Source organism: Zhongshania aliphaticivorans (assembly GCF_902705875.1).
In the GTDB taxonomy this organism is placed as follows: Bacteria; Pseudomonadota; Gammaproteobacteria; order Pseudomonadales; family Spongiibacteraceae; genus Spongiibacter; species Spongiibacter aliphaticivorans_A.
Genome location: NZ_CACSIK010000004.1, coordinates 134379 through 158247 on the forward strand (window position 1 = coordinate 134379; position 23869 = coordinate 158247).

Annotated in this window: 19 protein-coding genes; 7 read left to right on the forward strand and 12 right to left on the reverse strand. The window is 49.0% G+C overall.

The annotated features are described in order from the left end of the window. Window positions 1-15: 15 nt before the first annotated feature. The 4 genes from slmA to coaBC all read right to left on the reverse strand — a co-directional run bounded on the left by slmA (window position 16) and on the right by coaBC (window position 5344). Entirely contained in the window at window positions 16-600 is a 585-nt protein-coding gene (slmA, locus tag AELLOGFF_RS17505) for a nucleoid occlusion factor SlmA (protein ID WP_159270295.1), read from the reverse strand. A 43-nt stretch (window positions 601-643) separates the two neighbouring features. Beyond that, the gene (gene argB / locus AELLOGFF_RS17510; RefSeq protein WP_159270296.1) at window positions 644-1555 is read right to left on the reverse strand and encodes an acetylglutamate kinase; all 912 of its coding nucleotides are present in this window, start codon (window positions 1553-1555) and stop codon (window positions 644-646) included. Window positions 1556-1599: 44 nt separating this feature from the next. Further along, entirely contained in the window at window positions 1600-4047 is a 2448-nt protein-coding gene (locus AELLOGFF_RS17515; protein ID WP_159270297.1) for a phosphomannomutase/phosphoglucomutase, read from the reverse strand. Window positions 4048-4138: 91 nt separating this feature from the next. Continuing rightward, window positions 4139-5344: a bifunctional phosphopantothenoylcysteine decarboxylase/phosphopantothenate--cysteine ligase CoaBC gene (gene coaBC / locus AELLOGFF_RS17520; RefSeq protein ID WP_159270298.1), complete on the reverse strand. Its 1206-nt coding sequence runs from the start codon at window positions 5342-5344 to the stop codon at window positions 4139-4141. Between the two features lie 108 nt (window positions 5345-5452). Between coaBC and radC the strand changes: the two genes are divergently transcribed. The 5 genes from radC (at window position 5453) to AELLOGFF_RS17545 (ending at window position 9988) form a co-directional block, all read left to right on the forward strand. Continuing rightward, complete coding sequence (radC, locus tag AELLOGFF_RS17525) at window positions 5453-6127, forward strand: RadC family protein (protein WP_159270299.1); 675 nt, start codon at window positions 5453-5455, stop codon at window positions 6125-6127. A gap of 194 nt (window positions 6128-6321) precedes the next feature. Beyond that, complete coding sequence (gene rpmB, locus AELLOGFF_RS17530) at window positions 6322-6558, forward strand: 50S ribosomal protein L28 (RefSeq protein ID WP_159270300.1); 237 nt, start codon at window positions 6322-6324, stop codon at window positions 6556-6558. 11 nt (window positions 6559-6569) lie between these two features. Continuing rightward, window positions 6570-6740, forward strand: coding sequence for a 50S ribosomal protein L33 (rpmG, locus tag AELLOGFF_RS17535; protein ID WP_008252729.1), 171 nt, complete (start codon window positions 6570-6572; stop codon window positions 6738-6740). 501 nt (window positions 6741-7241) lie between these two features. After that, on the forward strand, window positions 7242-7742 hold the full coding sequence (locus AELLOGFF_RS17540) for a (2Fe-2S)-binding protein (protein WP_159270301.1): 501 nt from the start codon (window positions 7242-7244) through the stop codon (window positions 7740-7742). Further along, window positions 7739-9988 (forward strand): xanthine dehydrogenase family protein molybdopterin-binding subunit, encoded by a 2250-nt coding sequence (locus AELLOGFF_RS17545; RefSeq protein ID WP_159270302.1) that lies wholly within the window; start codon window positions 7739-7741, stop codon window positions 9986-9988. Before AELLOGFF_RS17540 ends, AELLOGFF_RS17545 begins: the two co-directional genes overlap by 4 nt. Window positions 9989-10248: 260 nt before the next feature. On the opposite strand, the gene AELLOGFF_RS17550 is transcribed toward AELLOGFF_RS17545, so the two are convergent. The 8 genes from AELLOGFF_RS17550 to AELLOGFF_RS17585 all read right to left on the reverse strand — a co-directional run bounded on the left by AELLOGFF_RS17550 (window position 10249) and on the right by AELLOGFF_RS17585 (window position 18949). Next, window positions 10249-10806, reverse strand: a complete 558-nt coding sequence (locus tag AELLOGFF_RS17550) for a BON domain-containing protein (RefSeq protein ID WP_159270303.1) — start codon at window positions 10804-10806, stop codon at window positions 10249-10251. Between the two features lie 46 nt (window positions 10807-10852). Next, window positions 10853-11053 (reverse strand): CsbD family protein, encoded by a 201-nt coding sequence (locus tag AELLOGFF_RS17555; protein ID WP_159270304.1) that lies wholly within the window; start codon window positions 11051-11053, stop codon window positions 10853-10855. A gap of 282 nt (window positions 11054-11335) precedes the next feature. Further along, window positions 11336-11953, reverse strand: coding sequence for a histidine phosphatase family protein (locus AELLOGFF_RS17560; RefSeq protein ID WP_159270305.1), 618 nt, complete (start codon window positions 11951-11953; stop codon window positions 11336-11338). Window positions 11954-11994: 41 nt separating this feature from the next. Then, the gene (locus AELLOGFF_RS17565; RefSeq protein ID WP_159270306.1) at window positions 11995-13059 is read right to left on the reverse strand and encodes a hypothetical protein; all 1065 of its coding nucleotides are present in this window, start codon (window positions 13057-13059) and stop codon (window positions 11995-11997) included. An 83-nt stretch (window positions 13060-13142) separates the two neighbouring features. After that, complete coding sequence (locus AELLOGFF_RS17570; RefSeq protein WP_159270307.1) at window positions 13143-15428, reverse strand: hypothetical protein; 2286 nt, start codon at window positions 15426-15428, stop codon at window positions 13143-13145. A gap of 282 nt (window positions 15429-15710) precedes the next feature. Further along, window positions 15711-16874, reverse strand: coding sequence for an acetylornithine deacetylase (gene argE / locus AELLOGFF_RS17575; RefSeq protein ID WP_159270308.1), 1164 nt, complete (start codon window positions 16872-16874; stop codon window positions 15711-15713). A 96-nt stretch (window positions 16875-16970) separates the two neighbouring features. Beyond that, entirely contained in the window at window positions 16971-18236 is a 1266-nt protein-coding gene (locus tag AELLOGFF_RS17580; RefSeq protein ID WP_159270309.1) for an inorganic phosphate transporter, read from the reverse strand. Window positions 18237-18271: 35 nt separating this feature from the next. Continuing rightward, entirely contained in the window at window positions 18272-18949 is a 678-nt protein-coding gene (locus AELLOGFF_RS17585) for a TIGR00153 family protein (RefSeq protein ID WP_268818574.1), read from the reverse strand. Window positions 18950-19112: 163 nt separating this feature from the next. Here AELLOGFF_RS17585 and AELLOGFF_RS17590 point away from each other — a divergent pair, with 163 nt between their 5' ends. Both AELLOGFF_RS17590 and glnE read left to right on the forward strand, forming a co-directional pair. After that, complete coding sequence (locus AELLOGFF_RS17590; RefSeq protein WP_159270311.1) at window positions 19113-20891, forward strand: GspE/PulE family protein; 1779 nt, start codon at window positions 19113-19115, stop codon at window positions 20889-20891. A 33-nt stretch (window positions 20892-20924) separates the two neighbouring features. Continuing rightward, window positions 20925-23849, forward strand: a complete 2925-nt coding sequence (glnE, locus tag AELLOGFF_RS17595) for a bifunctional [glutamate--ammonia ligase]-adenylyl-L-tyrosine phosphorylase/[glutamate--ammonia-ligase] adenylyltransferase (RefSeq protein WP_159270312.1) — start codon at window positions 20925-20927, stop codon at window positions 23847-23849. The last annotated feature ends 20 nt before the right edge of the window (window positions 23850-23869 follow it).

Genomic DNA, 23869 nt, shown 5'->3' on the forward strand with positions numbered 1-23869 from the left:
CTTGGTCTTTAGCGGCTAGCGAAATATCGCGGCGCTGAGTTGCTGCCACTGCTCATCCCAATGCTCGGTAGGGCGACGTTTAAAATCACTGCGCACAAATTGGCCAATGCGTCCTTCTGCCGCAGAAAGTAACAAGTTGGCGGTGCTATTGGCGGTGATTGTGGTGCGTAAGCCTTCGCGAATTTCAGCTTCTCGTAAAATGGTCTTTAGCTGAGTCTCTAAGCGGTCGTAAAATTGCACTACGCGGCCACGTAAACGTTCGTTTTCTCCTGCTAGGGCATCGCCATTGAATATCCGGGTAATGCCGGGATTGCGCTCGGTGAAGCCCAGTAAAAGCTGCAAAATATGGCTTAATTGCGCCATGCTTTGGCTCTCTTCTTTCATTATCAGCGCTACGCGGCTGAAGATGGCATCTTCGACAAACTCGATGAGACCTTCAAACATTTTGGCTTTACTAGGAAAGTGCCGATAAAGTGCTGCCTCTGATACGCCAACTTCTGCGGCTAGTTTGGCGGTGGTAATGCGGGCGCCGGGTTGGGTTTCTAGCATGGTGGCTAGGGCTTGCAAAATTTCATCGCGTCGTGATGGACGTTTGTTCATAGGGTGTAAATAACCTTATTTGCCGGTATGGCCTTCGTGGTGCTTAATCGAGTAGTTGGCTGACATTGGTGATGAGCGTACCCACACCCGTGTTAGTAAAGATTTCTAGTAGTACCGCATGAGGTACGCGGCCATCAATAATATGCGCGCTGGTAACGCCAGCGTTTACTGCTTCTAAGGCGCAGCCGATTTTGGGGAGCATGCCGCCGTAAATCGTACCGTCAGCAATTAAGGCGTCAACTTGTTCTGTGCTGAGGCCGGTAAGTACTTCACCAGATTTGTCCATTAGGCCAGCGATATTGGTCAGCAGCATGAGCTTTTCAGCTTTTAAGACTTCGGCTACTTTGCCGGCAACTAAGTCGGCGTTGATATTGTATGAGGAGCCATCCGGTCCTACGCCAATAGGGGCAATAACGGGGATGAAGTCGCTATTGGTTAGCATGTTTAATACTTCGGTGTTGATTTCTGCAACTTCGCCCACGTGGCCAATATCAATGATTTCAGTCTTGGCTAAATCTGGGGTGCGCTGAGTTACTTTGAGCTTTTTGGCGCGAATTAATTGGCCGTCTTTGCCCGTTAAGCCAATGGCTTTGCCGCCGTTGCGGTTTAAAAGTGACACAATTTCTTTGTTGACTGAGCCGCCCAATACCATTTCTACCACATCCATGGTGGCGGTGTCGGTCACTCTCATGCCGTCGACAAAATGGGATTCAATCGCCAGGCGTTTTAGTAAGTCGCCAATTTGTGGGCCGCCACCGTGAACGACGATAGGGTTCATACCGACGAGCTTCATCAAGACGATGTCGCGGGCAAATTGCTCTTTGAGCTTGTCGTCGATCATGGCGTTACCGCCAAATTTAACGACGATGGTTTTGCCGGTAAAGCGCTGAATATACGGTAGTGCTTCGGTAAGAACGCGGGCAATATCGCCTGCGGCGGAGCGACTCATGGACATAACAAGGTTCTCGAAAAGTCGGTGGTGTTAAAAAAAGACGCCTATTAAAGACTATCTGCCAGCGTGGGATCAATCCTTAGGAGCAAATCCTTAAACTCATTTTGTATTCGGGCCATAGATGCTTCGCTATCGGCCTCAAATCGCAGGGTGATTGCTGGGCCGGTGTTTGAGGCGCGAATAAGTCCCCAGCCGTGTCTAAATTCAGCCCTTAGGCCGTCGATGTCAATGAGGGCAGCATCACTGAAGTTTTGATGTTCAATGAAGGTTTCTATCAGGGCAAATTTACGATCATCGGCGACAGGAATGACGATTTCTGGGCTACTAATGAGTGTTTGCAGGCTGTTTAGGGCGTCATCCATGGTTGTGCCCGATAGCGTTAGTATCTCCAGCAGACGTGCAGCGGTGTACATTCCGTCATCAAAACCATACCAGCGTTCTTTGTAAAAAATATGCCCAGAAAACTCGCCACCCAGCAGCGCGCCGGTTTCTAGCATTTTCTGTTTCATATAAGAGTGGCCGCACTTCCAAATGGTAGGTCGGCCACCGGCGTCAACGATAAGCTCTGAGAGTAAGCGGCTACATTTGATGTCGAAAAGAATTTCGGCCCCGGGATTGCGCGAGACCATGTCGCGGGCGAGCACCATAAGCAGCTGATCTGCCGACGGGCACTGGCCTTGTGCGGTCACAATGGCAACCCGGTCACCGTCGCCGTCAAAGGCGATACCGAGGTCTGCATTGTGCTCGCTTACCGCCGTTTTAAGGGAGTCTAAGTTGCTGGCTACGGTGGGGTCGGGGGCGTGGTTGGGGAAGTTACCGTCTATTTCGCAGAATAGCGGTATTACCTCACAGCCCAGCTCTTCAAATAATATTGGCGCAATATTGGCAGTTGCGCCATTACCGGCGTCAATCACAACTTTGAGCGTTTGGGCGATGACCACATCACTGGTTACTCGGTCAATATAGCGCTGCTCAATACTGTCGTTAGTTAATGTGCCTTGACCGCTGTCAAAATGTTGGGCTTCAATGCGGCGGCGCAAGGATTGTATGTCGGCGGCGCTAAGGGATTTGAATTCTAGGCTAATTTTCATGCCATTGTAGTGGCTGGGGTTATGGCTGCCGGTAATCATAATGGCATTGCCAATGTTCAAGTCTTGGCAGGCGTAGTGAATCATTGGCGTGGCGATTAGGCCTAAGTCGGTCACGTCAATGCCAGTGCTGAGCAGGCCTTTGCTGAGGGCGTTGTGAATGCGAGGGCTGCTTAAACGGCCATCTCGACCTAGTAATAATTTGGTTTGGCCACGGCTTAATGCTTCGCTGCCCACTGCTCGGCCCACGGCAAAGCAGGTGTTGTCATCTAATTCAGTGTCGGCGATGCCGCGAATATCGTAGGCGCGGAAACAGTTTTTGGCGACGCTAGATGTTGGTGGTGGGCTTGTTTTGGCAGGTTTGCCACTACCTAATTCGGGGAGCGGTGGCGCGTCGTTTGGCGCTGGGAAATTGTCCCGATTGGAGCGACTTTTTTGTTGTGTGGCGGCTAATTTTTTGGCCAGTGCCTGTTCAAGGCTAGGTGGTTCTGGCGCGGCTTTTTTCTTTGCGGCTTTTGCTTTTTCAGTACTAGAGATGGCTGGGATTTGATAGCTACGCACAAAGAATATGGCGTGACTGGCGGCAATAAGGGCAAGGCAGAGCGCGCAGATTAGCCATAGTAGCGTGGTGTCTGAGCTTAGATTGAGTACAGTAATTTCTTGCGGGTAGACTTGCAGTGTCCAGCCAGGGACGGGCAGTGAGCGACGCTGCATTGCCTCGGGGTAGCTAATAGATGACGGTTTAATCACGCTGTCACGACGTGTTTTGTAGGTTTGAATGAGCTCATTGCTGACCGCATTTCCCGCTAGGCTGCTCAGCATTTTCTCAAAAAATTTGGCGTCAAACGTGACGTATATGGCGCCCTGATTACCCACAACGTGAACGAATGAGATTAACCACTGCTTGTTGTGTTTATAGGCTTCGATAATGAGAGATTGTTTGTCGATGCTTTTACGCAACATATCAATTTCAATATTATTGCGCAGGCGTTGGGTTTCGCTGCGTTCGTCAGCGATGCCCTGCGAGCCAAGATAAATAATTTTACTGTCTTGTGCCTCGGGAAACGCGCGCTGTAAGCTTTGTGCAAAAATACTGTCGTCGGCAATGCTGCCTTGCTTTAATGCGGCGATAAGTTCGGGGTTGCGTGTTTGCTCTGTTACGCGCTCGCCAAGTTGGGCGATGACGTCGCGCACAATACCGCGTTGGTGGTCAGCGATATTTGAGGTGACGGTATCTATACGCTGGTTAAGCGCGCGGGGTTCTTCAACAGATTGAATCCAATAAAACGCCCCACAGACTAAGCCGATGCAGAGTATTGCTGAAATGACGATGTCGCGCTGATTGGCAGAGAATCGAGGTGCGCGTTTAACATTGTTGCTGTCGGCAGCGGATGTCTTTTTTCTCATGTTGCTATTAATCTGACCCTTGGCGAAGTAGCGTCTACGTTTATGGTGAAGACCTTGATTACCTTATAATGGTAGTGCTTGCCTAGTCTGTCTAGCTTTTCGCAGCAAAGAATTTCTCTGCTATAAGGTTGATAAGTTGCGCTGCGAGCTGACTCTTACTCATTTGTGGAATAGTGTGTTGTCCCTCTTGCCAGATTGCCGTTACGGCATTTTCGCTAGAGTTGAAGCCGATATCGGTATTAGAAACGTCGTTGGCGATAATTAAATCGAGGTTTTTTCTTTCCAATTTGCCACGGGCGTAGCGTAGCAGGTCTTGTGTTTCGGCGGCGAAGCCAATGGTGATCGGGCGCTTGGCGTGGTTGGCGACGGTGCTGACAATGTCTGGATTGCGAACCAACTCAATATGCATGGTGTCATTGTCTTTTTTGATTTTTTGGTCTGCAGCTATGGCGGGGCGATAGTCTGCTACAGCGGCGCAGCCAATAAACAGTTGGCAATGATCAAGGGTCGAGGTGGCGGCCTCTAACATGTCTTGGGCGCTGGTCACATCAATGCGGGTGACTCGCTCGGGGCAGGCTAGGTTTGTAGGGCCACTAATCAGCGTTACGATAGCGCCGGCGTCGGCTGCCGCTGACGCGAGCGCATAACCCATTTTGCCAGAGCTGTGATTGCTGATGTAGCGCACCGGGTCAATGGCTTCACGAGTTGGGCCAGCGGTTATAGTGAGCTGTATGCCGTCTAAGCGTCGCGTTTTAAATACACTGGCAGCGTGTGCGGCCAGCTCTTCGGCCTCTAGCATTCTGCCAGGGCCAATGTCGCCACAGGCTTGTGCACCAGCCGCAGGGCCAAAGAGGGAAATATTGCGCTCGATTAATACCTTGGCATTCGCTTGCGTGGCAGGGTCGCGCCACATGCCGTGATTCATCGCAGGAGCAAGGGCAACGGGGGCAGAAGTGGCAAGGCATAGGGTGGTGAGTAAATCGTCTCCTCGGCCATTAGCTAGCCTAGCCATGAAGTCGGCGCTGGCTGGGGCAACAAAGATAAGATCTGCCCATCTCGCCAATTCAATATGTCCCATACCGGCTTCTGCTTCGGGGTCGAGCAGTGTGGTGTTTACCGGGTTGCCAGACAGCGCTTGTAATGTCAGGGGAGTAATAAACTCCATTGCCGCTGAGGTCATTACCACGCGTACATCCGCGCCGTGGTCTTTTAGGCGTCTGATAAGTTCGGCGCTTTTATAGGCCGCAATGCCGCCGGTGACGCCAAGAAGGATGTGCCGATTACTGAGTTGTTTCATATCGCTGTGTCGCAATTGCTTTGTATGGCGTTATTATGAAGCTTATCGGCGTTGCAAACTACCGTGTGAGTTTTATGCTGATTATCCATGTTCACCAAGGAGGGTGTAATGGCGATTACAGATTGGCCGAAAGATGAGCGGCCGCGAGAGAAGTTGCTGCAAAGAGGCGCTTCGGCACTGGCTGATGCAGAGTTGTTGGCGATCTTTTTACGTACCGGTGTTACTGGCAAGTCTGCTGTGGATTTGGCGCGAGAATTATTGCAAGAGCATGGCGGGCTAAGTGGTCTGATAGCGGCTAGCCGCACGCAGTTTTGTGCTTCACATGGCTTGGGTGACGCAAAGTTTGTGCAGCTACAGGCGGTGGTGGAAATGTCGCGTCGGTATTTGGCTGAGGAGCTTCAGCAGCGGCCGGTATTCAGTAGTGCAGCGGCAACACGGCAATTTTTGGCAGCGCAGTTGCGGCATGAGGTTCGGGAAGTGTTTGCGGTGATGTACCTCGACAACCAGCACCAGCTGCTTTGCTATGAACCCTTGTTTTACGGCACGATTGACGGCGCAGCGGTGTATCCGCGTGAGATTGCACGACGAGCACTAGAGTTACATGCCGCCGCACTGATCGTGGCGCATAATCACCCTTCAGGGGTTGCTGAGCCTAGTGATGCAGATATTCGTATTACGCGGCGTATCCGTGAAGCCTTGGGTTTGCTAGATATGCGACTGCTAGATCACTGCGTGGTGGCGGGTCCAGAGGTGATTTCGCTGGCCGAGCGAGGTTTGTTGTAAGTAAAATTTTACGGCAAAACTTGCTTGCTTCTTGTTCTTCTGGTATAAAGTCGCGCTCCATTTGGGCCGTGTCCGGGATGCCATAATTTCTCAGGGCACCCGAGTATTGTCAGAAACACGCGGCGGCCCGGTTTGAACCTGATTTTATAAACCTTTGTAGCGTTACTGCGATTAAGGTTGAAGAGGCGACTATCATGTCTAGAGTATGTCAAGTTACTGGCAAGCGTCCGGTAACAGGAAACAATGTTTCACACGCAAAAAACCGCACTCGTCGTCGTTTTTTGCCAAACCTGCACAGCCACCGTTTTTGGGTTGAAGCAGAAAAGCGTTTTGTTACTTTGCGTGTTTCTAGCAAAGGCATGCGTATCATTGATAAAAAAGGTATTGAGACTGTGTTAGCAGATCTTACTGCTCGCGGCGAAAAATACTAAGGAGACTAATCATGGCTAAGAAAGGCGCAAGCGATAAAATCCGTTTAGTTTCAAGCGCGGGTACAGGTCACTTCTACACGACCACTAAAAACAAGCGTAACACTCCGGATAAATTTGAGTTTTCAAAATATGATCCAGTGGTACGTAAGCATGTAATGTACAAAGAAGCGAAGATTAAGTAAGGCTTATAAGCACACTTGATTCACTGCTTTATAAAATACCGCGCTTGTCGCGGTTTTTTTGTGCCTGTTATTTGAAAAGTTTCTATTCTCATTGCCAGCGTGCTGAGCCCCGTCCTTCACTGTGCGTGTTAGGGGTTAAACCCTTAAGCCAAGCGACACTTGCTGCATTATTGCTTTAGCCGGCAATATTTCAACGCAGGTGGTTTCGCTGACTCTCCCGTCGTTTTACCTACGTTAATATTCTTTCTGCGGTAACGTTTGGCGATTGTTGCTGCCGAATACCCGTCGGGTGTGGCTGTGCTCGCTATATTCCGCCGTCTTTTTTTGCGCTGAGCAAGTTCAGCGGTGACAACCGCTCGCAAAATGGGTTTTACTCAATACGTTGCAATGTAATTAGCGTATTGATGCCCTGTGCCGCAGCGGATATGGATCTCAATGTGAATAACAGAATGCCGTGCTTTTGTTGGCTCTGGTCTCTGTGTCTATTAAAGGAGTAACTTAATGATACGTTTTACCTTAAATGACAAGGCCGTTGAGCTAGACGCCGATGGTGAGATGCCGTTGCTGTGGGCATTACGGGATATGCTGCAGATGACCGGTACTAAATTTGGCTGTGGTATGGCGCAGTGCGGTGCCTGTACTGTACATATGGATGGCGCAGCTATTCGAGCCTGTGTTATGCCGCTGTCGGCGATCGCCAATAAAAACATTACCACCATTGAAGGTTTATCGGTCGATGCCAGCCATCCGGTGCAGCAGGCGTGGGTTCAACACAATGTGCCCCAGTGTGGTTATTGTCAGTCTGGACAAATTATGAGCGCAGTGGCGTTGTTGCAGCAAGACCCTAATCCAAGTGACGAGGACATTGATAATGCCATGCAGGGTAATATTTGCCGCTGTGGTACTTATCCGCGGATAAAAGCCGCGATTAAGTCCGTCGCTTCTGGGCAAGTGATGCCAGCAAACTACGAACTCGTTAGCAATGCGGGAGAAGATGCATGAAAAGCGTTAATAACGTGCAGCAGCTTTCGCGTCGCGACTTTCTAAAATTTACCGGTATTGCGGGCAGCGGTTTAATTCTGGCAACCACTTTGCCATTGGGCAATGTGGCCTTTGCCAGTGAGGCTGAAGGGCAGCAGGCTTTTAATTTATTTGTCAGTATTGCGACCAACGGCCGCTGTTTTATTATTTGTCATCGCAGTGAAATGGGGCAGGGTATTCGTACTGGGATTCCACAAATTATTGCCGAAGAACTTTGTGCCGACTGGGCGAACGTCGAGGTAGTACAAGGTTTGGCTAACGAGCAATACGGCAGCCAAAATACCGATGGCTCGCGTTCGATCCGAAATAACTATCAACGACTGCGTGAAATGGGCGCGGCGGCGCGCACAATGCTGGAACAAGCGGCCGCCACTATCTGGAGCGTTGAGCTAAGCAGTGTGTATGCTGATCAGGGCTATGTGATTCATAATGCCAGCCAGAAAAAACTGGGCTTTGGTGAATTAGCCGAAGCGGCGGCAAAGCTGAGTGCACCTGACCCCAGTACATTGACCTTTAAAAATCCCAAGGACTTTACCTTCATTGGCCAGGCGATGGCGTCGGTCGATCTTGAGCAAATGGTCAATGGCGAAGCCGTTTTTGGCCAAGATGTTGTCATTCCCAATATGGTTTACGCGAGTATTGAGCGCAGTCCCGTGACCGGCGGCAAAGTATTGAGCTTTGACAAACAGGCCGCCTTAAAAATTGCCGGTGTGATTAAAGTTATTAAAATGCCAGAGCAAAGTTTACCTGCGTTATTCAAGCCCATTAATGGTGTGGCTGTTATCGCGAGTAATACTTGGGCCGCGCTGAAGGGCCGCAAGGCCCTAAATGTGCAGTGGGAATTGGGTCAGCATGCTAGTCATGATTCCGCCAGCTACCTCAATGAGCTGCGTGAACGGATCACTAGTCCAGGCAAAATAGAGCGCAGCAAGGGCGATGCCTACCAAGCGTTAGACAACGCCGCAGTTAAAATTGATGCCACTTACACTGTGCCCTATCTCGCTCATGCACCAATGGAGCCACCTGCAGCCACGGCGAGCTACAAAGAGGGTTTCTGTGAAGTTTGGACATCGGTGCAAACCCCGCAGCGGGCGCAAAAAGTGGTCGCAGAGGCGCTGGGGCTCAATACCGAGCAAGTTAAAATTAACGTGACCTTTTTGGGTGGCGGCTTTGGTCGTAAATCCAAACCTGATTTTGCTGTTGAGGCCGCTATCTTAGCTAAGGGCATGGCTAGACCGGTGAAAGTGACCTGGAGTCGGGAAGATGAAATTCGCCAGGGTTACTACCATGCAATTAGTGCGCAGTATTACAGTGCCGGCTTTGATCAAAATAAACAACTAACAAGCTGGGTACAGCGTACAGCCTTTCCCAGTATCAGCTGGACCTACACTGGGCAGACGGATGAGCCCCAAGCGGGTGAGCTGGGCCTCGGTTTTATCGATGTGCCACTGGCAGTAGAGAATCTAAGCTGCGAGACGCATAAAGCAAAGGCTCACGTTCGTATCGGTTGGCTGCGCTCGGTGTGTAATATTCAGCACGGTTTTGCTATTGGCTCGTTTGTTGATGAAGTGGCAGCCGCTAGCGGAAAATCAACCCATCAAACATGGCTGGATCTGTTGGGGAATGAGCGTTATAGCGATACCGAGAATCAAGGCTTTGAATTTTTGAACTACGGTGAATCTGTCGACGAGTTCCCGCTTGATGTTTCTCGACTCAAGCAGGTCCTAAATTTAGTGGTTGAAAAGTCTGGCGCCACATCACAAGCAAAGGGAAATGAAGCGTGGGGTATTAGCGTGCATCGCAGTTTTGTCGCTTATGTCGCGGTGGCTACCAAGGTCCGGGTGGTTGACAATAAGGTGACTGTTTTAGAAATGCACAATGTGATCGACGCTGGCCGTGTGATCAATCCAGACCGGGTTGCTGCGCAAATGGAGGGTGCGATGATATTTGGTTTGTCACTGGCGCTGATGGGCGAAATTGCCTTTAAATCAGGTGCCGTAGAGCAATCCAATTATCATGACTACCCGCTGCTCAAAATGCCGCAAAGCCCCTATATTAAAACCTATATTATTGAATCTACGGAACCGCCCGCCGGCGTTGGTGAACCCGGTGTTCCACCGGTGGCGGCGAGCTTGGCGAATGCGATATTCCACGCCACCGGCACGCGTATTAGGGACTTACCGATCAATAAACATTTTGGTGTTTAGAGCTCGATAGCTTTTGTTAAAACATTGTAGCTATAAAATATCGTATTATATTGCGATATTATTATTTGAGATGGTATGGGTTGATTATTTTTTAAATATTAAAAAATCCGTAAAATGTGCTGTGTATTTTTAAATGTTTAGGTGGTCTGTTTTGTTAAAGCTTGGCAATGACTTGATGTTTAAACACAGCTCTCTTAGTGCGGTATTAATTTTAGGCATAAAAAAACCGCGCACTGCGCGGTTTTTTTATGTCTCTTCTCTTAATTTGCAACAATGAGGTTGTCTTTAACCTCTTTGACATGATCAAAGCCTTTGGCGATCTCAATAGCGAGATCATGTGCGGTATCATTGTTAACGCTGCCTGTTAACACCACAGTGCCATTCTTGGTGTCCACGTCAATACTGGTGGCCTCAATACTGTCGTTTGCCGCATACTCAATATTAATGCCGGCGGTGGTGCTTAAGTCATACCAGGTTCGACTAAATTTTTTGCCGGTCGCCTCTACCTTGCTGACATGGCGTTCATCTACCGTAATCTGGTTGTCGACCGAATCAACGCCGTCGACGTTCTGTGCAATTTGCTCTGCGAGTTCTTTCTTAAGGTCGCTATTAACGGTGCCGCTTAGAATGACCTTGGCTTGGCTAACGTCGGTATTTATCGCGAAGTTGTTGAGTTCGCTGTTTAGCATAAGCGCTGTTTCAACCTTGCCGTCGAGCCAGGCGTCCTTAGTTTTTCCTTGCCAGTCAGAAGCGATGGCTGGGGCTGTGATAATAGATGAAAATATGACGACAGTTGCAAATGTTTTTTTGGTTTTCATATCGTTCTCCATGATATTAGTAGATAAAAAGCGTATCTAATTTATTTCAAGAAGTACTTTTTTTGAGATTATCTAATTGCTTTTCTGCTTCGTCTTTTGCTAAGCCGTAACGCTCTTGAATGACACCGATGAAGCGCTCATTGTTAGCGCGGGCGTAGTTGATGTCATCGTCAGTGAGATCGGCCCACTGTTCCTTAATTTTGCCTTTTAACTGCTTCCATTTTCCTTCGGTAATGTCATGGTTCATAAACACTCCATTTGATAATGAATCAATCTGTTCTCAACGATATTGCAAGAACATTGTCGCCTTGCTTTTGTAAGTCAGAGCAATGCGACACGTATCGCGGCGTAGTTGTTTTGATTCTTAATCAAAGCAACTTTTATAGCCGCGTTACTAGTTCTGACTTTGTAATAAAGAATAGTTCACATTAAATTTAAATTAATGGCGTGGAGCAGGTTTCACGATGATGATTTTTAAATAATTATTATTTTGGTAAATAAAAGTAAATTTTTAATTTATTACGTATATTTATATTTTTAAGTGCTCTGTTTGATTGAAGCGAAGTAGTGATTTTGTGTTTAAACACAGCTCGCTAAATGCGGTGTTGCTTTTGCTGTATTTTGGCCACTGGGTTGTATCATTGTGGAGGAGGTGGGCGAGGGCAATGCTGATGGCCACGCCGTGAGACACAATGACAACCGTGTCTTTGTGATGTTTTTCTCTTATCTCATCAATGGCCGCGAGCATACGGTCTTTAACTGCATTTTGTGACTCACCATTTGGGCTGCAAAAATCTGGCTGGTGAACTAGGTTGTGCAAGGTATTATTGCCAGTGCTGCTCAGCGATTCATAGGTCTCTCCCTCCCAGTCACCAAGGTCTAATTCCATTAAACGCGGATCTAAATTTAGCGGGATGTCAAAGCGCTGGCTGATAGCTTCAGCGGTGATACGGGCGCGTTGCAATGGGCTGCTATAGATGACGGTTGGTGTAATATATTGCTCAAAGTAAGCACCTAATTTCTGAGTTTGTTCATAACCTTCCGGTGTTAATTCGGTATCCGTTTGACCGTGCCAGACTTTATCAATATTGGCATAGGTTTGTCCGTGACGGACAAAGCAAAGGCGGTCGGAGTGAATTAAGCTCATAAGTGCATACCTGTTTTGGGGAGGCATGATTATATCGTGAATTACAGTTTTAGGTTCACCCCAAATTGCAGTTCCAATGCGTTTGCGTTCTCCCAATCTAGCGAGTCGGTGCGCAGCGCAAGGTGAAGATAGCGGCCACTGAGATTAATGCCCCAGGCACTGCTGCGGAAATCGTAATTGAGTTGCCACTTGGTATTATGCCACTGGCTTTGGTAGCCGAGTCGGGGAAAAACCTGGCGGTCGTAGGCAAATATTTCACTGTTTAGCGCTCGCCCTGGTGCAAGTTGAAAGCTGCCGCTTAAGGTGTAGCGGGCAGCTAATCGTTGGGTTTGGTCGCGGTATCGTTCAATTCCGCTTACCGTGGGTTTGGTGTCTATATTGCCGTTTGGGTCAAAGGCAATATTATTAGTATCAGCGATGGCTGTGGTATAGGTGAGGTCGCGGTATTGAATATAGGAGAGTATGTCCCTGCCGCTAAAACCCAGGGAAATCTTATCTAATTGCCAGCTTAGGTCGATGTCTAGGGACAGGCCGTGTCCATCGCTATCTTCCTCGGGTCGCTCCAGTAATGTATCGCGGCTATAGCCATAATTTAGATAGAGTTGAGCTTGATAGCTGTCATCTACAGTATTTAACTGGCCATTTAAATAACCGTCTGTCGTGTGGGTGGCCCGTAAATAATTTAAGCGAGTTTTTATATTGAGCTGGGTATTGAACTGATATTTATATGCAGCGCCCAAGCCCCACGCACGTAGGTGATTGGGTCGTAGATATATATCGTAATGGGTGTTTTTGGGAAGAGCTAAATCATTACGCAATAAATAGGCTATTTGCCCAGTGTCTTTATTGAATTTCAGGTAATAGTCATAGCGATAAAAAAAACTAAATTCGACATTGTCTTCTCGAAATCCAATCTCAAACTGATTATGGGTAAACGCGTAGCTTCCAGACTTGAGTGGCGCACCCTCAAGATCGTGAATCATTTGTTCAATAGGAGCGGCTTGGCTGTAACTCAGGCTGTTAATAAAAGAGTAGTATTCGGTTTCTGTTGTGGCAAAACTAAGGAGTGGGCAACAGCTTAAAAGCGTTGCAATGATAGCTCGCATAGATAATTCCAAAGCTATGTTAATGACAAGTATGGTAATAAAAAAGGGAGGCGACTGCCTCCCTTATGAGCCCATTTTATCCCTTACATCAAGGTTTCAAAGCTGCCATCTGAGTAGCGAACAATAGGCGTGCCTGAGTCGTCACTCACATCAGCAAATTGCTCGTCATCAATGGAGATCGTGCCACTCACGGAGGTTTCATCATCCACGTCGGTCTCGGTTAATACAAGAACAACATCGTTGTGGTTGCTTAATGAAACTGAGTTTCCACCTTCATATACCAAGTTTAGCTGATTACCACCGTAACTTAGATCAAGACTACCTTCGCCCGTCTCAAGGCCGGTACGACTTGCGCTAAAGTTAATATTAACGTCATCGGCGACACCACTAAGGTTTATGTCAAAGATGATGCTCAAGCTGGCCATTGCATAGTTTGAGGCGGTTTCTCCTGTTTCACAATCGTAGGAGTAAGTGAACCCATTTGTGGTGCTGTAACTGTCGTCATAATCGCAACTCTCGGTCGCATTTGTCAGGCTCGCGGCCAGTGTCGCATTGATGGTATTGCCATCAGTGTCACTAAAGTTGCCTGATAGCGTTAAGTCGAGACCGTCTAGTGACGTCGATTCGGTGTAGTTTTCAGAATCTGAGTAAATCTGTTCGCTATAGCTATTCTCGTATGTGCCGTTATCCGTAAAGTTAAATGAGTCAAATTCAATACTCATGGCGCCGCTAAATGTAACGGGATTGTCGCCGTCTAATTGTTCTAGGGTGACGCTGAGCTCCGCGCTGGCATTTTCGACAGTGGTGGTGGAGTCCCAGGCCTCGCTCTCGCTGGTTAGTGTTTCGTTTTCGGTGATTTCTTCGCTATAGCTGAATTCAGCGCTCAGTGATGAGCCATCGTCAATGGAGAGTTTGGCTGCACTGCTTGCCACGCTTCCTGAGAGTGTTAAGTCGATGTTGGCATTACCCGAGTCATCGTATGTGGTGCTGCCATCATTGTTAACGGTTTCGGTGCTATTTTCAGTGAATGTAGTTGCGTTAACCGCATTTAAAGCGAGTGTCACCGAGGTTTCGCTAACGCTCAAGGTTTGGTCTACCTCATAAGTTTCTGTATCACCGGATACACTGATGTCTACGGTGATGCCGTCTGTGCTTGATGAGCTGGGTTTGGTGCCCTCAGCGTCTTCGTATTCAGCAACGGCATTGGCGATTGCGTTTAAGGCAAGGCCCATCGCCTCGGCGACGATATCACCGTCTCCTGCCAAGACCTCTGCGGTAAGCTCAATTTGGTCAGCAAATGCCGCTTGATTGTCGGTGATAACACCGGCGTTGGCGAGGTCGCGTACTTGTTTTACAAAGGCTTTGGTGGCGAGTAGTCCTTCACTACCAACATCGTCTGGGATATCACCTTGGCTTGCTGTGGTATCACCATTTTGCTCAGCATCCGCTTCGGCGGCGGCAATATCCGTACTAGCAGCATTAAGCTCTTCGTCGTCATCGTTAACGCCATCAACGTCTTTTATATTGTCGAGGAGGGCAATCGCTTCTTCTAACATCTCTTCGATGGTGATCGAGGCAGATGCTGTGGTTTCCTTGTCTGCGATGCCACCGTTTACAAATTGATCACTTAGGCTTGCAACGGCATCCTCTAGTGACAGACTGTTGTCGCCACTGAGGGCGGCAGCAATGGCAGCGGCTGCTTTCAGGTTGTATTCAAGTGCCGCTTTGGTGGCGCCGTTAACGGCATCAGCATTGGTAATGTCGACAATGGGTTGATCAATTAGACCGCCGCTAATACCTAAGCGGTTTGCTACCTGGGCATTTGAGGCAAGCGCAGCATCAGAAGCGTTTGCGCCACTGATGACCTTTTGTAAGGTTAATTTTGAGGCAATATCGGTAAGTGGAGTAATGTTGACGGAAATGGTGTCGCTACCCGCGGCCGCAGGCAGTGTCGCTGCCATCGCAAAGTCTGACTCCAAAGGGTAAGTGTCACCGAAAACGATTGGCGTGCCACCTGTGTCAGTGCCACATTGCGCGATATCGCAACGCATGGTTGCGCCATCTTCTGCCGTAATTTCAATATAAAGCGCCGTACCGGCCACATAACTACTATTGAGTGACAGGCTGTATGTGCCGTCTTCAATGGTGAGAGCGGGTGAGGCTAACGGCGTTGTTCTGTCGATACTACCGTCAGCATCAATGGCGTAGGCGTTAACGGTACCGCCGATAATAATACCCTTGGAAGCTGTGCCGCCAACACTGCTGCTAGCGCTTGATGAGCCGCCACCTCCGCCGCCACCGCACGCGGTGAGGCTGGCCGCGACAGCTAAAGAAAGTAGGTATTTTTTAAATTTAGGTTTTTGACGCATGAAGAGCTCCTTGTACACCTATATCGTTAGCATAACTTTTTGCCTTCTTCCTTGAAGAGCAGAGGGCTCCGCCAAAAAGTACTAATACTTCTGCTATGTCGCAGTTATCTAACTAGGCATTTAATAATTTTTATAAGTTGCGGTGCTATGTCATCAGGAGGAACAAGAATGGGCTACTTTTAAAAACACATTTTTATTCGCGACGGTGATAACACCTTAGGCACTATTAAGGTTTAGCGCCTAAGGTGGGGCATATCAAGTTTTTTGAGTAAATGAATTGAATTAACTTTGAATGCAATATTGTTTAATTACGGCTTGAAGCACATCAACAGTCGGCTGTATTTGGTCTAGCGCCATAAACTCATCTGGCTGATGAGCTTGGTCTATCGAGCCTGGCCCCATGACAATAGTTTGCATTCCCAGTTGTTGAAAAAATGGGGCTTCGGTTGCAAAGCCAACGGTAGCTGCAACTTGTCCTGTGAGCTTTTCTACTAGGGCGACAAGTTCAGAATCGGCGGGTTCTTCGTAGGCGGCAAGTCCAGGCATTAAGGCGCGTAAACCAATGTTGATGGCGCGGCGTTCCGCCACGGGGGTAAGTACTTTTTGAATTAGTCCATCAAGCTCGTTGTTGTCCATGCCGGGGGTGGTGCGGATATCAAAGTGAAGCTCGCATTGGCCGCAGATGCGGTTGGGGTTGTCACCGCCGTGAATACAGCCAAAATTCATGGTTGGAGTTGGTACTGAAAATCCGGGGTGCTGGTATTTTTCTGCCAGTTCTTTTCGTAGTTGCATTAGGCCGCTCATGACCTCGTGCATGGCGTCCATGGCATTATTGCCTAGCAATGGGTTTGAGGAGTGCCCAGAGCGACCGGTTATTGTAATCCCCTTCATGACGATACCTTTGTGGGCGCGCATGGGGCTTAGGCCGGTAGGCTCACCGACAATCGCATAGCGGGCGCCAGATACATCTGACTGTACTAGCGAACGAGCGCCATCCATGCTGCTTTCTTCGTCTGCGGTTGCCAGTATGATTAATGGCGCGCTGAGCGGTTTATCTAAAAAGGGTTTCAGGGCATCAATCACAATGGCAAAGAAGCCTTTCATGTCGGTGCTGCCAAGGCCGTATAGCTTATTGTCGCGTTCAGTAAGGGTGAAAGGGTCACTATGCCAAAGTGATTCGTTGAATGGCACTGTGTCCGTATGGCCAGCTAGCACTAAGCCACCGTTGCCGCTGCCGAGGGTGGCGATTAAATTGGCTTTATCTTTTTGCCCTGAGATGGGTTGAATGCGTACTTTAAACCCCAGGGGTTCTAGCCAGGAGGCGAGCTGTTCGATAACGCGAATATTACCCATGTCACAGCTGGGCATGGTTGAGCTAACAGAGGGGATTTTGACCAATTCTGTCATCATCGACAGAATACTGGGAGTGCTTGCTGATTTTGCCACGAAGAGTCCGCGCTATTTTGCCAAGTAACGGACCATTGTAGCGAGTCGCGCAAACAAAAGCAGTGGCTTTGTTTGCGCGAGGGCTTTATTTGAGGATTAGCTAAAGGCTGCTTTTAAGATAAAGAAGAAGACAATAGCGAGTCCTGCGCCCGCCGGTAGAGTGATGATCCACGACATGAAGATATTGCGAATCACACTGAGGTTTAGTGCCGCAATTCCCCGTGCTAAACCAACCCCAAGAACGGCACCCACTAAGGTGTGAGTGGTTGAGATAGGTAGGCCTGTTGCAGAGGCGACAACCACGGTAGATGCGGCGCCTAACTCGGCGGCAAAACCACGGCTGGGGGTTAGTTCCGTGATTTTGGTGCCAACCGTTGCGATAACTTTAAATCCGTAAGTGGCTAAGCCAAAGACGATACCGCCAGCTCCCACTAATAAAACCCAAGCGGGTAGGGCAGATTTGGATGCGATCTCACCGCCAGATTGAATAACACTCACTACAGCGGCGACGGGCCCGATGGCATTGGCTACGTCATTGGAGCCGTGAGCAAAGGCCATGGCGCAGGCTGTGAAGACCATTAACACGGCAAACATGCGCTCAACGCCAGCAAAGCGTGAGCTTTCCTCGCCTTGCGATGTGTCTTTAATCCGGCGCAAGAACATTTGCCCGATGCCGGCGACGATAACGCCGACTACCGCTGAGTAGGCTAGGCATTCATTGAAATTCAAACCTAGACCAATATGTTTTAAGCCTTTGGTCATGGTGACCATGGAGATCATAAAGCCGACTAAAAACAGATAATAAGGGATGTATTTCTTGGCGGCCTCAAAGGGTTTGGGGGCGTTTAGGATGAGGCGTTGCGCACTAAGAAATAAACCGAAGGACATGGTGCCAGCCAATACCGGCGATACGACCCAGCTAGCAACAATTTGCCCCACCTTACCCCATTCGACGGCATCGGTGTCAATGCCAACAGCGGCAAAGCCGACCAGTGCGCCAACGATTGAGTGGGTGGTAGAGACCGGCCACCCCATAAGGCTGGCTACAAAGAGCCAAACCCCGGCGGCAAGAAGCGCAGACAGCATGCCAAAGACCAGTAGGTCGGGGCTGTCAGCTATAAATCCTGGGTCAATTATTCCTTTGCGTATCGTGTCGGTTACCTCGCCGCCGGCAAGGTAGGCACCGCAGAATTCGAAGACCATGGCGATTAATATCGCTTGCTTGATGGTCAGTGCTTTTGCACCAACGGAGGTTCCCATAGCATTGGCAACGTCATTGGCACCGACACCCCAAGCCATGAAAAAACCAAATAGGCAGGCGAGTATCAGCAATATTTGCCCGTGTTCAGCAATGAGTGACATGTTAAATCCTTATCGTAAATACCGTGCTTTACGTGTTAGCGGGCGATAACAATTTGCAGGCGTGAACCTACTTTTTGTGATTTGTCGGAAAGTTCGCCAATTAAGTTGATGGTTTGATATAGGAACATGACGTCTACTGGAGGAAGTTCTTTTTCGATGCGGTAGAGTGCAGCGCGAATATCTATTTGAAGTTTGTCGGCAGAGTGCTCAAGGCGGTCTAGCTCTTCAATTAAAGTTTCTACCAATTTGACTTCTCTGCCGCGAAATCCGGTTTCCAGCAGCTCATCAAGCTCATCAATGGCTTTTAATGCCTGAGCGGATGTGGCAATGGCTAGGTCAACATAGTCGACCATCATGCTTGCTAATTCCTTGGGTATTGTCATTTCCCGGCCTAGCATTAAACCGGCAATATCTTTGCTGCAGTTGGCAATTCGATCTTGCATGCTGACAAGGTCGAGTAAGTCTGAGCGGGGTACGGGGAGGAATAAGTTGTTTGGTAATTGCAGGCGTACTTGCTTTTTGAGTTTGTCAGCTTCGTTTTCTAAATCAACGATAACTTGCTGTGCTTCGCTGGCTTTGTTCCAGTCGCCGTTAAGAGCAGCTTGAATAAAGGGTTGAAGCGCGGCAGCACAGGCTTGGGCCTGTTTCATGTGTTCTTGGATCGGTTCAAAAGGGGATTTTCCGAACAGATTATTAAGTGAATTTAGAGGCACGGTGCGACTCCTGCTTGTCGTCGGTCGTAAAGAAGTGCGAATTATACGGTGGACGCTTACGGCTAACCAGTAAATAAAGGCAGCATGTATCATTGCATTTGCTTGTTAAGATTGTGTGACTTGCCATAATGGTGTGGAAAATCTTGATAGGGTTTACGTTTTTATGTCCGGCAAAATAGTCAAAACAGGCCCGTTAGATACGTCGTTTTTATTGAAAAAATTGGTAGATGACGGCGTGTTAGATTCCGCTGTGGCCAAGCGGATTCGGCCTAATCCGCCTTCTGTAGGCGATAAAACTCAACATGTTTTGAGCTACCTTGTGAGCGCCCAATTACCTGATGCGAGCCGCGCTGGGCGACTGCTCAATATGGATCGCTTATTAGAATGGTTGTCAGGCTATTGTGATCAGCTACCGCAGCGCATTGACCCATTAAAGATTGATGTGCCCGCTGTTACCGAGGTGATGTCCTTTGCCTTTGCTCAGCGCCATCGGATTTTGGCGGTAGAGGTGACACCACAAGAAGTGGTCATTGCCGGTGGCGAGCCTTTTATTTCTGCATGGGAAAACGATTTACAACAAGTGGTGCGCCGACCAATTCGGCGGGTACTTGCAGACCCAGAAGCGATAGATCGATTTACGGTCGAATTTTATAGCTTGGCAAAATCCGTGCGCGGGGCTAGTGGTAATAGCAAGCAAAGCGGCCATGTTAACGCCAACCTTGAGCAATTATTAGAAATTAGCAAACTCAAAGATGTCGACGCGAATGATGGCCATGTCGTCAATATAGTCGACTGGTTATTGCAGTATGCCTATGATCAGCGTGCGAGTGATATCCATATTGAGCCGCGTCGTGATCAAGGTAATGTCCGTTTCCGAATTGATGGCGTGTTATACAATGTATACGAATTACCTGCGTCGGTCCTCACGGCGGTGGTGAGCCGCTTGAAAATTCTTGGCCGCATGGATGTGGCAGAAAAACGTCGGCCACAGGATGGTCGATTAAAAACCAAAAATTCTGCTGGCGATGAAATTGAGCTGCGCCTGTCGACCTTGCCCACCGCGTTTGGTGAAAAAATGGTGATGCGCATTTTTGATCCAGAAGTGTTGCTGCGCAGCTTTGATGAGCTGGGTTTGCGGGGCGATGATCGTCAGCGCTGGAACAGTATGATTCAGGCGCCTCATGGCATTGTCTTGGTCACCGGCCCAACAGGTTCAGGAAAAACCACCACGCTGTACTCTAGTCTTAAACAGATTGCGACCAGCGAGGTGAATGTCTGCACGATTGAAGACCCCATTGAGATGGTCGAGGACGCCTTTAACCAAATGCAGGTGCAGCACAATATAAACCTTGATTTTGCCGGTGGGGTGCGCGCCTTACTTAGGCAAGACCCAGATATTATTATGATTGGCGAGATTCGCGATCTAGAAACGGCAGAGATGGCGATTCAAGCAGCACTGACCGGTCATTTAGTCATCTCTACGCTCCATACTAATGATGCCCCCTCGGCAGTAACCCGACTTTTGGAATTAGGGGTTCCCGCGTATTTGATTCGTGCGACAGTGCTGGGCGTCATGGCACAGCGTTTGGTTAGAAGTTTGTGTCCGCATTGTAAAGAGCCCGTTGCCTTGGACGAGGCGGCATGGGCTACCTTGATAGCACCATGGAAAGTTAACCCTCCGGCGGAAACCTATCATGCTCCCGGTTGTTTAGAATGTCGAAATACCGGGTTTTATGGTCGTCAGGGCATATACGAAATATTGTCGGTTGAGGGGCAGATTCAGGCAGCTATTGGCGATGATGTTGAGCTTGAAAATTTGCGCAGAATGGCCATGAAAAAGGGCATGCGCACGCTCAGGTTGAGCGGTGCCCAAAAAGTAGCGAGGGGCGAAACCACCATTGCTGAGGTTTTACGGGTTGCGCCTCCAGTACAGATGAGTTGAATGAACAATAATAAACGCTAAGGGTTTGCGGAAATGACACTGCCAAGTGGGTATCAACGGTTAGAAATCTCGACAGAAGAATTGCCAGCAGTATTGGCCGAAGAAGTCGAGCTGCATTGGCTGAATCTGTTCGAGCGCTGTGAACCGGCGCAGCGAGCGTGGTACCAGACGTTTTCAGCGTCAGATTGCCGGCAGCAATTGTTAACGGCTTTTGCGTGCAGTCCGGCCCTGGCAGAGCTGTGTGCACGACATCCAGCATGGCTGCCAGAATTAATACTAAGTAAGGAGATTGAAACAGCGTTGCCAGAGAGTGCGTGGCGTGATGCGCTGCGTCGCTTATGTGCGGAGTGCGATAATGCTGATGCACTTGCCAAATGTCTTCGAGACTTTCGAAATCGGCATTGGTTGCGCATTGTGTGGCGGGATGTAAACCGCTTAGCGACACTGGAAGACACCCTAAGGGATTTGTCTGCGCTTGCCGATGCTTGTGTTGATGAGGCATTAACCGTATTGCATCAGCAGCTGGTAGCCGAGCGCGGCGAGCCACAAGCTGCCGATGGCACACCACAGCAGTTGGTGGTTATTGCAATGGGTAAATTGGGCGCAGGGGAATTAAATCTGTCCTCTGATATAGACCTTATTTTTGCTTACCCTCATGCCGGTAGTACTGTTGGCGCTAGCCGCAGCGATGATAACCAAGCGTTTTTTATTCGCCTTGGTCAGCGCCTAATAAAAGCGCTGGATACCCGAACGCCCGATGGTTTTGTGTTTAGAGTGGATATGCGTCTGCGTCCCTATGGGCAAAGTGGCCCGCTGGTAATTAGTTTTGATGCGCTTGAAGAGTATTATCAAAATCAAGGTCGTGACTGGGAGCGCTATGCCTTAATTAAAGCGCGATGTATTGCTGGGGATCGCGATGAGGGTGAGCGTTTACTTACTCAGTTGCGGCCCTTCGTTTACCGCCGTTATTTGGATTTCTCAGCCATCGAATCGCTGCGAGATATGAAGTCGATGATTCAGCGTGAGGTTGTCAGGCGTCAGCTCCAAGATAATATTAAACTCGGTTCTGGTGGCATTCGTGAGATTGAGTTTATTGCCCAGTGTTTTCAATTGATTCGTGGTGGTCAGGAGCAGGCATTACAAGCACTTCAGTTGCAAGTCATCCTTCCAGAGCTGGCCAATATGGCTTACCTTCCGTCGCAGGTTGTAGACGAATTGCAGCAGGCATATCGCTTCTTACGCAATACTGAGCACGCGATTCAAGCGTGGCGAGACGAGCAAACTCAGCAGCTGCCGGATTCTGGTGTCGCGCTAACAGCCCTGAGTGTGGCGATGGGGTTTGGTGATGATATTGAGGCATTCCAACAATGTTTGGCCCAGCATCGAGAGCGCGTTGCAACTCATTTTGCGAATGTGATTGCACCGCCGGAAGTGGAACCTAGCGTTCAGCATCTAAGTAATAATCGCTGGCGAGCCATGCTCGATGATCTAGATCAAGACAAAGTGCGTGACACCTTGGTCGAGGCGGGGTTTGGTGACGACGCCACAGAGGCGGCCCGCTTGCTGGTTGCCTTGCTAGGCGGTGCTAGCGTGCTGCGAATGCAGAATCGTGGTCGTGATCGCTTATATGACTTTCTACCGCTGATCTTAGAAGATTTGTGTGAGGCCGATTCACCTGCGGCCACCTTGCTGCGAGTGATTCCGCTCATCGAAGCCGTACTCCGTCGAACTGCTTATTTAGTGTTGCTTATAGAAAACCCCGGCGCGCGTGGGCGCTTGGTCAAGCTCTGTGATGCCAGTCCTTGGATTGCTCGGCAACTGTCCGCGCAGCCGGTATTGTTGGATGAATTATTGGATGCCGATAGTTTATACACCGTGCCGGAAAAAGCGGGTTTGGTCAGTGAGCTTCGGCAGCGTCTGCTGCGCATTGAAAAGGATGATTTAGAAGCACAGATGGAAGCCTTGCGACATTTTCGTTTGGCTCATGTTTTGAAAGTTGCGGCGTCAGAGGTCACAGGTAGCTTACCGTTAATGAAGGTGAGTGATTATTTGACTTATATTGCGGAAGTAGTACTTGATGCTGTATTGGATATTGCTTGGCAAAACTTAGTTGATAAGCATGGCAGCCCGGTGCCGCTGGGGGATGATCAGCGGCATTTTCTTATATTGGGTTACGGTAAGTTGGGTGGCCTAGAGCTGGGTTATAGCTCAGATCTTGACCTCGTGTTTTTGCATGACTTGCCTTCTGATTGTGTCAGTGATGGCGACCGGCCTTTGGATGCGGGCTCGTTTTTTACGCGATTAGGTCAGCGCATTATTCATATTCTTACCGCGACGACTCGGTTGGGGGCTTTGTACGAGGTCGATATGCGTTTGCGACCCTCCGGTAATTCTGGCTTGTTGGTGTCCTCCTTCACGGCATTTAGTGACTACCAGCACAGCCAGGCATGGACATGGGAACACCAGGCCTTGGTAAGAGTGCGAGCGGTGGCGGGGGACGAAATACTAGCTCAAAAATTCAATACGCTGCGGGCCGAAATTCTTGCTAAATCGCGCGACATTTTGGTGCTTAGGGACGAAGTCGTCGGAATGCGACAGAAAATGCGTGACCACCTGCTGTCTGCGAGTGATAAAAATGCAGAATTTGACCTTAAACAAGGTACAGGAGGTATCGTTGATATTGAATTTATGGTGCAATATGCCGTTTTAGCATGGTCACAACAACACCCACCGCTTACTCATTACACTGATAACATTCGCATACTGGAATCCTTGGCTGAACAAGGGCTGGTTTCAGCAGCGGATACCCGGATACTGATTGACGCTTACAAGGCGTTCCGCAGTCAGGCGCATCGCCTCAGCTTACAAGAGCAAAAAGGGTTGATAGCCGATACGGCACTGGGTACAGAGCGGGAAATTGTCAGCCGTTTCTGGCAGCAACTGATGTTGTCTCCATAATAGTAATTGCCTGTATTTGT

Bases quoted from the DNA above. Each gene is read 5' to 3' on its own strand.
- slmA (WP_159270295.1), bottom strand. From the start codon at position 600: ATGAACAAACGTCCATCACGACGCGATGAAATTTTGCAAGCCCTAGCC.
- argB (WP_159270296.1), bottom strand. From the start codon at position 1,555: ATGTCCATGAGTCGCTCCGCCGCAGGCGATATTGCCCGCGTTCTTACC.
- AELLOGFF_RS17515 (WP_159270297.1), bottom strand. From the start codon at position 4,047: ATGAGAAAAAAGACATCCGCTGCCGACAGCAACAATGTTAAACGCGCA.
- coaBC (WP_159270298.1), bottom strand. From the start codon at position 5,344: ATGAAACAACTCAGTAATCGGCACATCCTTCTTGGCGTCACCGGCGGC.
- radC (WP_159270299.1), top strand. From the start codon at position 5,453: ATGGCGATTACAGATTGGCCGAAAGATGAGCGGCCGCGAGAGAAGTTG.
- rpmB (WP_159270300.1), top strand. From the start codon at position 6,322: ATGTCTAGAGTATGTCAAGTTACTGGCAAGCGTCCGGTAACAGGAAAC.
- rpmG (WP_008252729.1), top strand. From the start codon at position 6,570: ATGGCTAAGAAAGGCGCAAGCGATAAAATCCGTTTAGTTTCAAGCGCG.
- AELLOGFF_RS17540 (WP_159270301.1), top strand. From the start codon at position 7,242: ATGATACGTTTTACCTTAAATGACAAGGCCGTTGAGCTAGACGCCGAT.
- AELLOGFF_RS17545 (WP_159270302.1), top strand. From the start codon at position 7,739: ATGAAAAGCGTTAATAACGTGCAGCAGCTTTCGCGTCGCGACTTTCTA.
- AELLOGFF_RS17550 (WP_159270303.1), bottom strand. From the start codon at position 10,806: ATGAAAACCAAAAAAACATTTGCAACTGTCGTCATATTTTCATCTATT.
- AELLOGFF_RS17555 (WP_159270304.1), bottom strand. From the start codon at position 11,053: ATGAACCATGACATTACCGAAGGAAAATGGAAGCAGTTAAAAGGCAAA.
- AELLOGFF_RS17560 (WP_159270305.1), bottom strand. From the start codon at position 11,953: ATGAGCTTAATTCACTCCGACCGCCTTTGCTTTGTCCGTCACGGACAA.
- AELLOGFF_RS17565 (WP_159270306.1), bottom strand. From the start codon at position 13,059: ATGCGAGCTATCATTGCAACGCTTTTAAGCTGTTGCCCACTCCTTAGT.
- AELLOGFF_RS17570 (WP_159270307.1), bottom strand. From the start codon at position 15,428: ATGCGTCAAAAACCTAAATTTAAAAAATACCTACTTTCTTTAGCTGTC.
- AELLOGFF_RS17580 (WP_159270309.1), bottom strand. From the start codon at position 18,236: ATGTCACTCATTGCTGAACACGGGCAAATATTGCTGATACTCGCCTGC.
- AELLOGFF_RS17590 (WP_159270311.1), top strand. From the start codon at position 19,113: ATGTCCGGCAAAATAGTCAAAACAGGCCCGTTAGATACGTCGTTTTTA.
- glnE (WP_159270312.1), top strand. From the start codon at position 20,925: ATGACACTGCCAAGTGGGTATCAACGGTTAGAAATCTCGACAGAAGAA.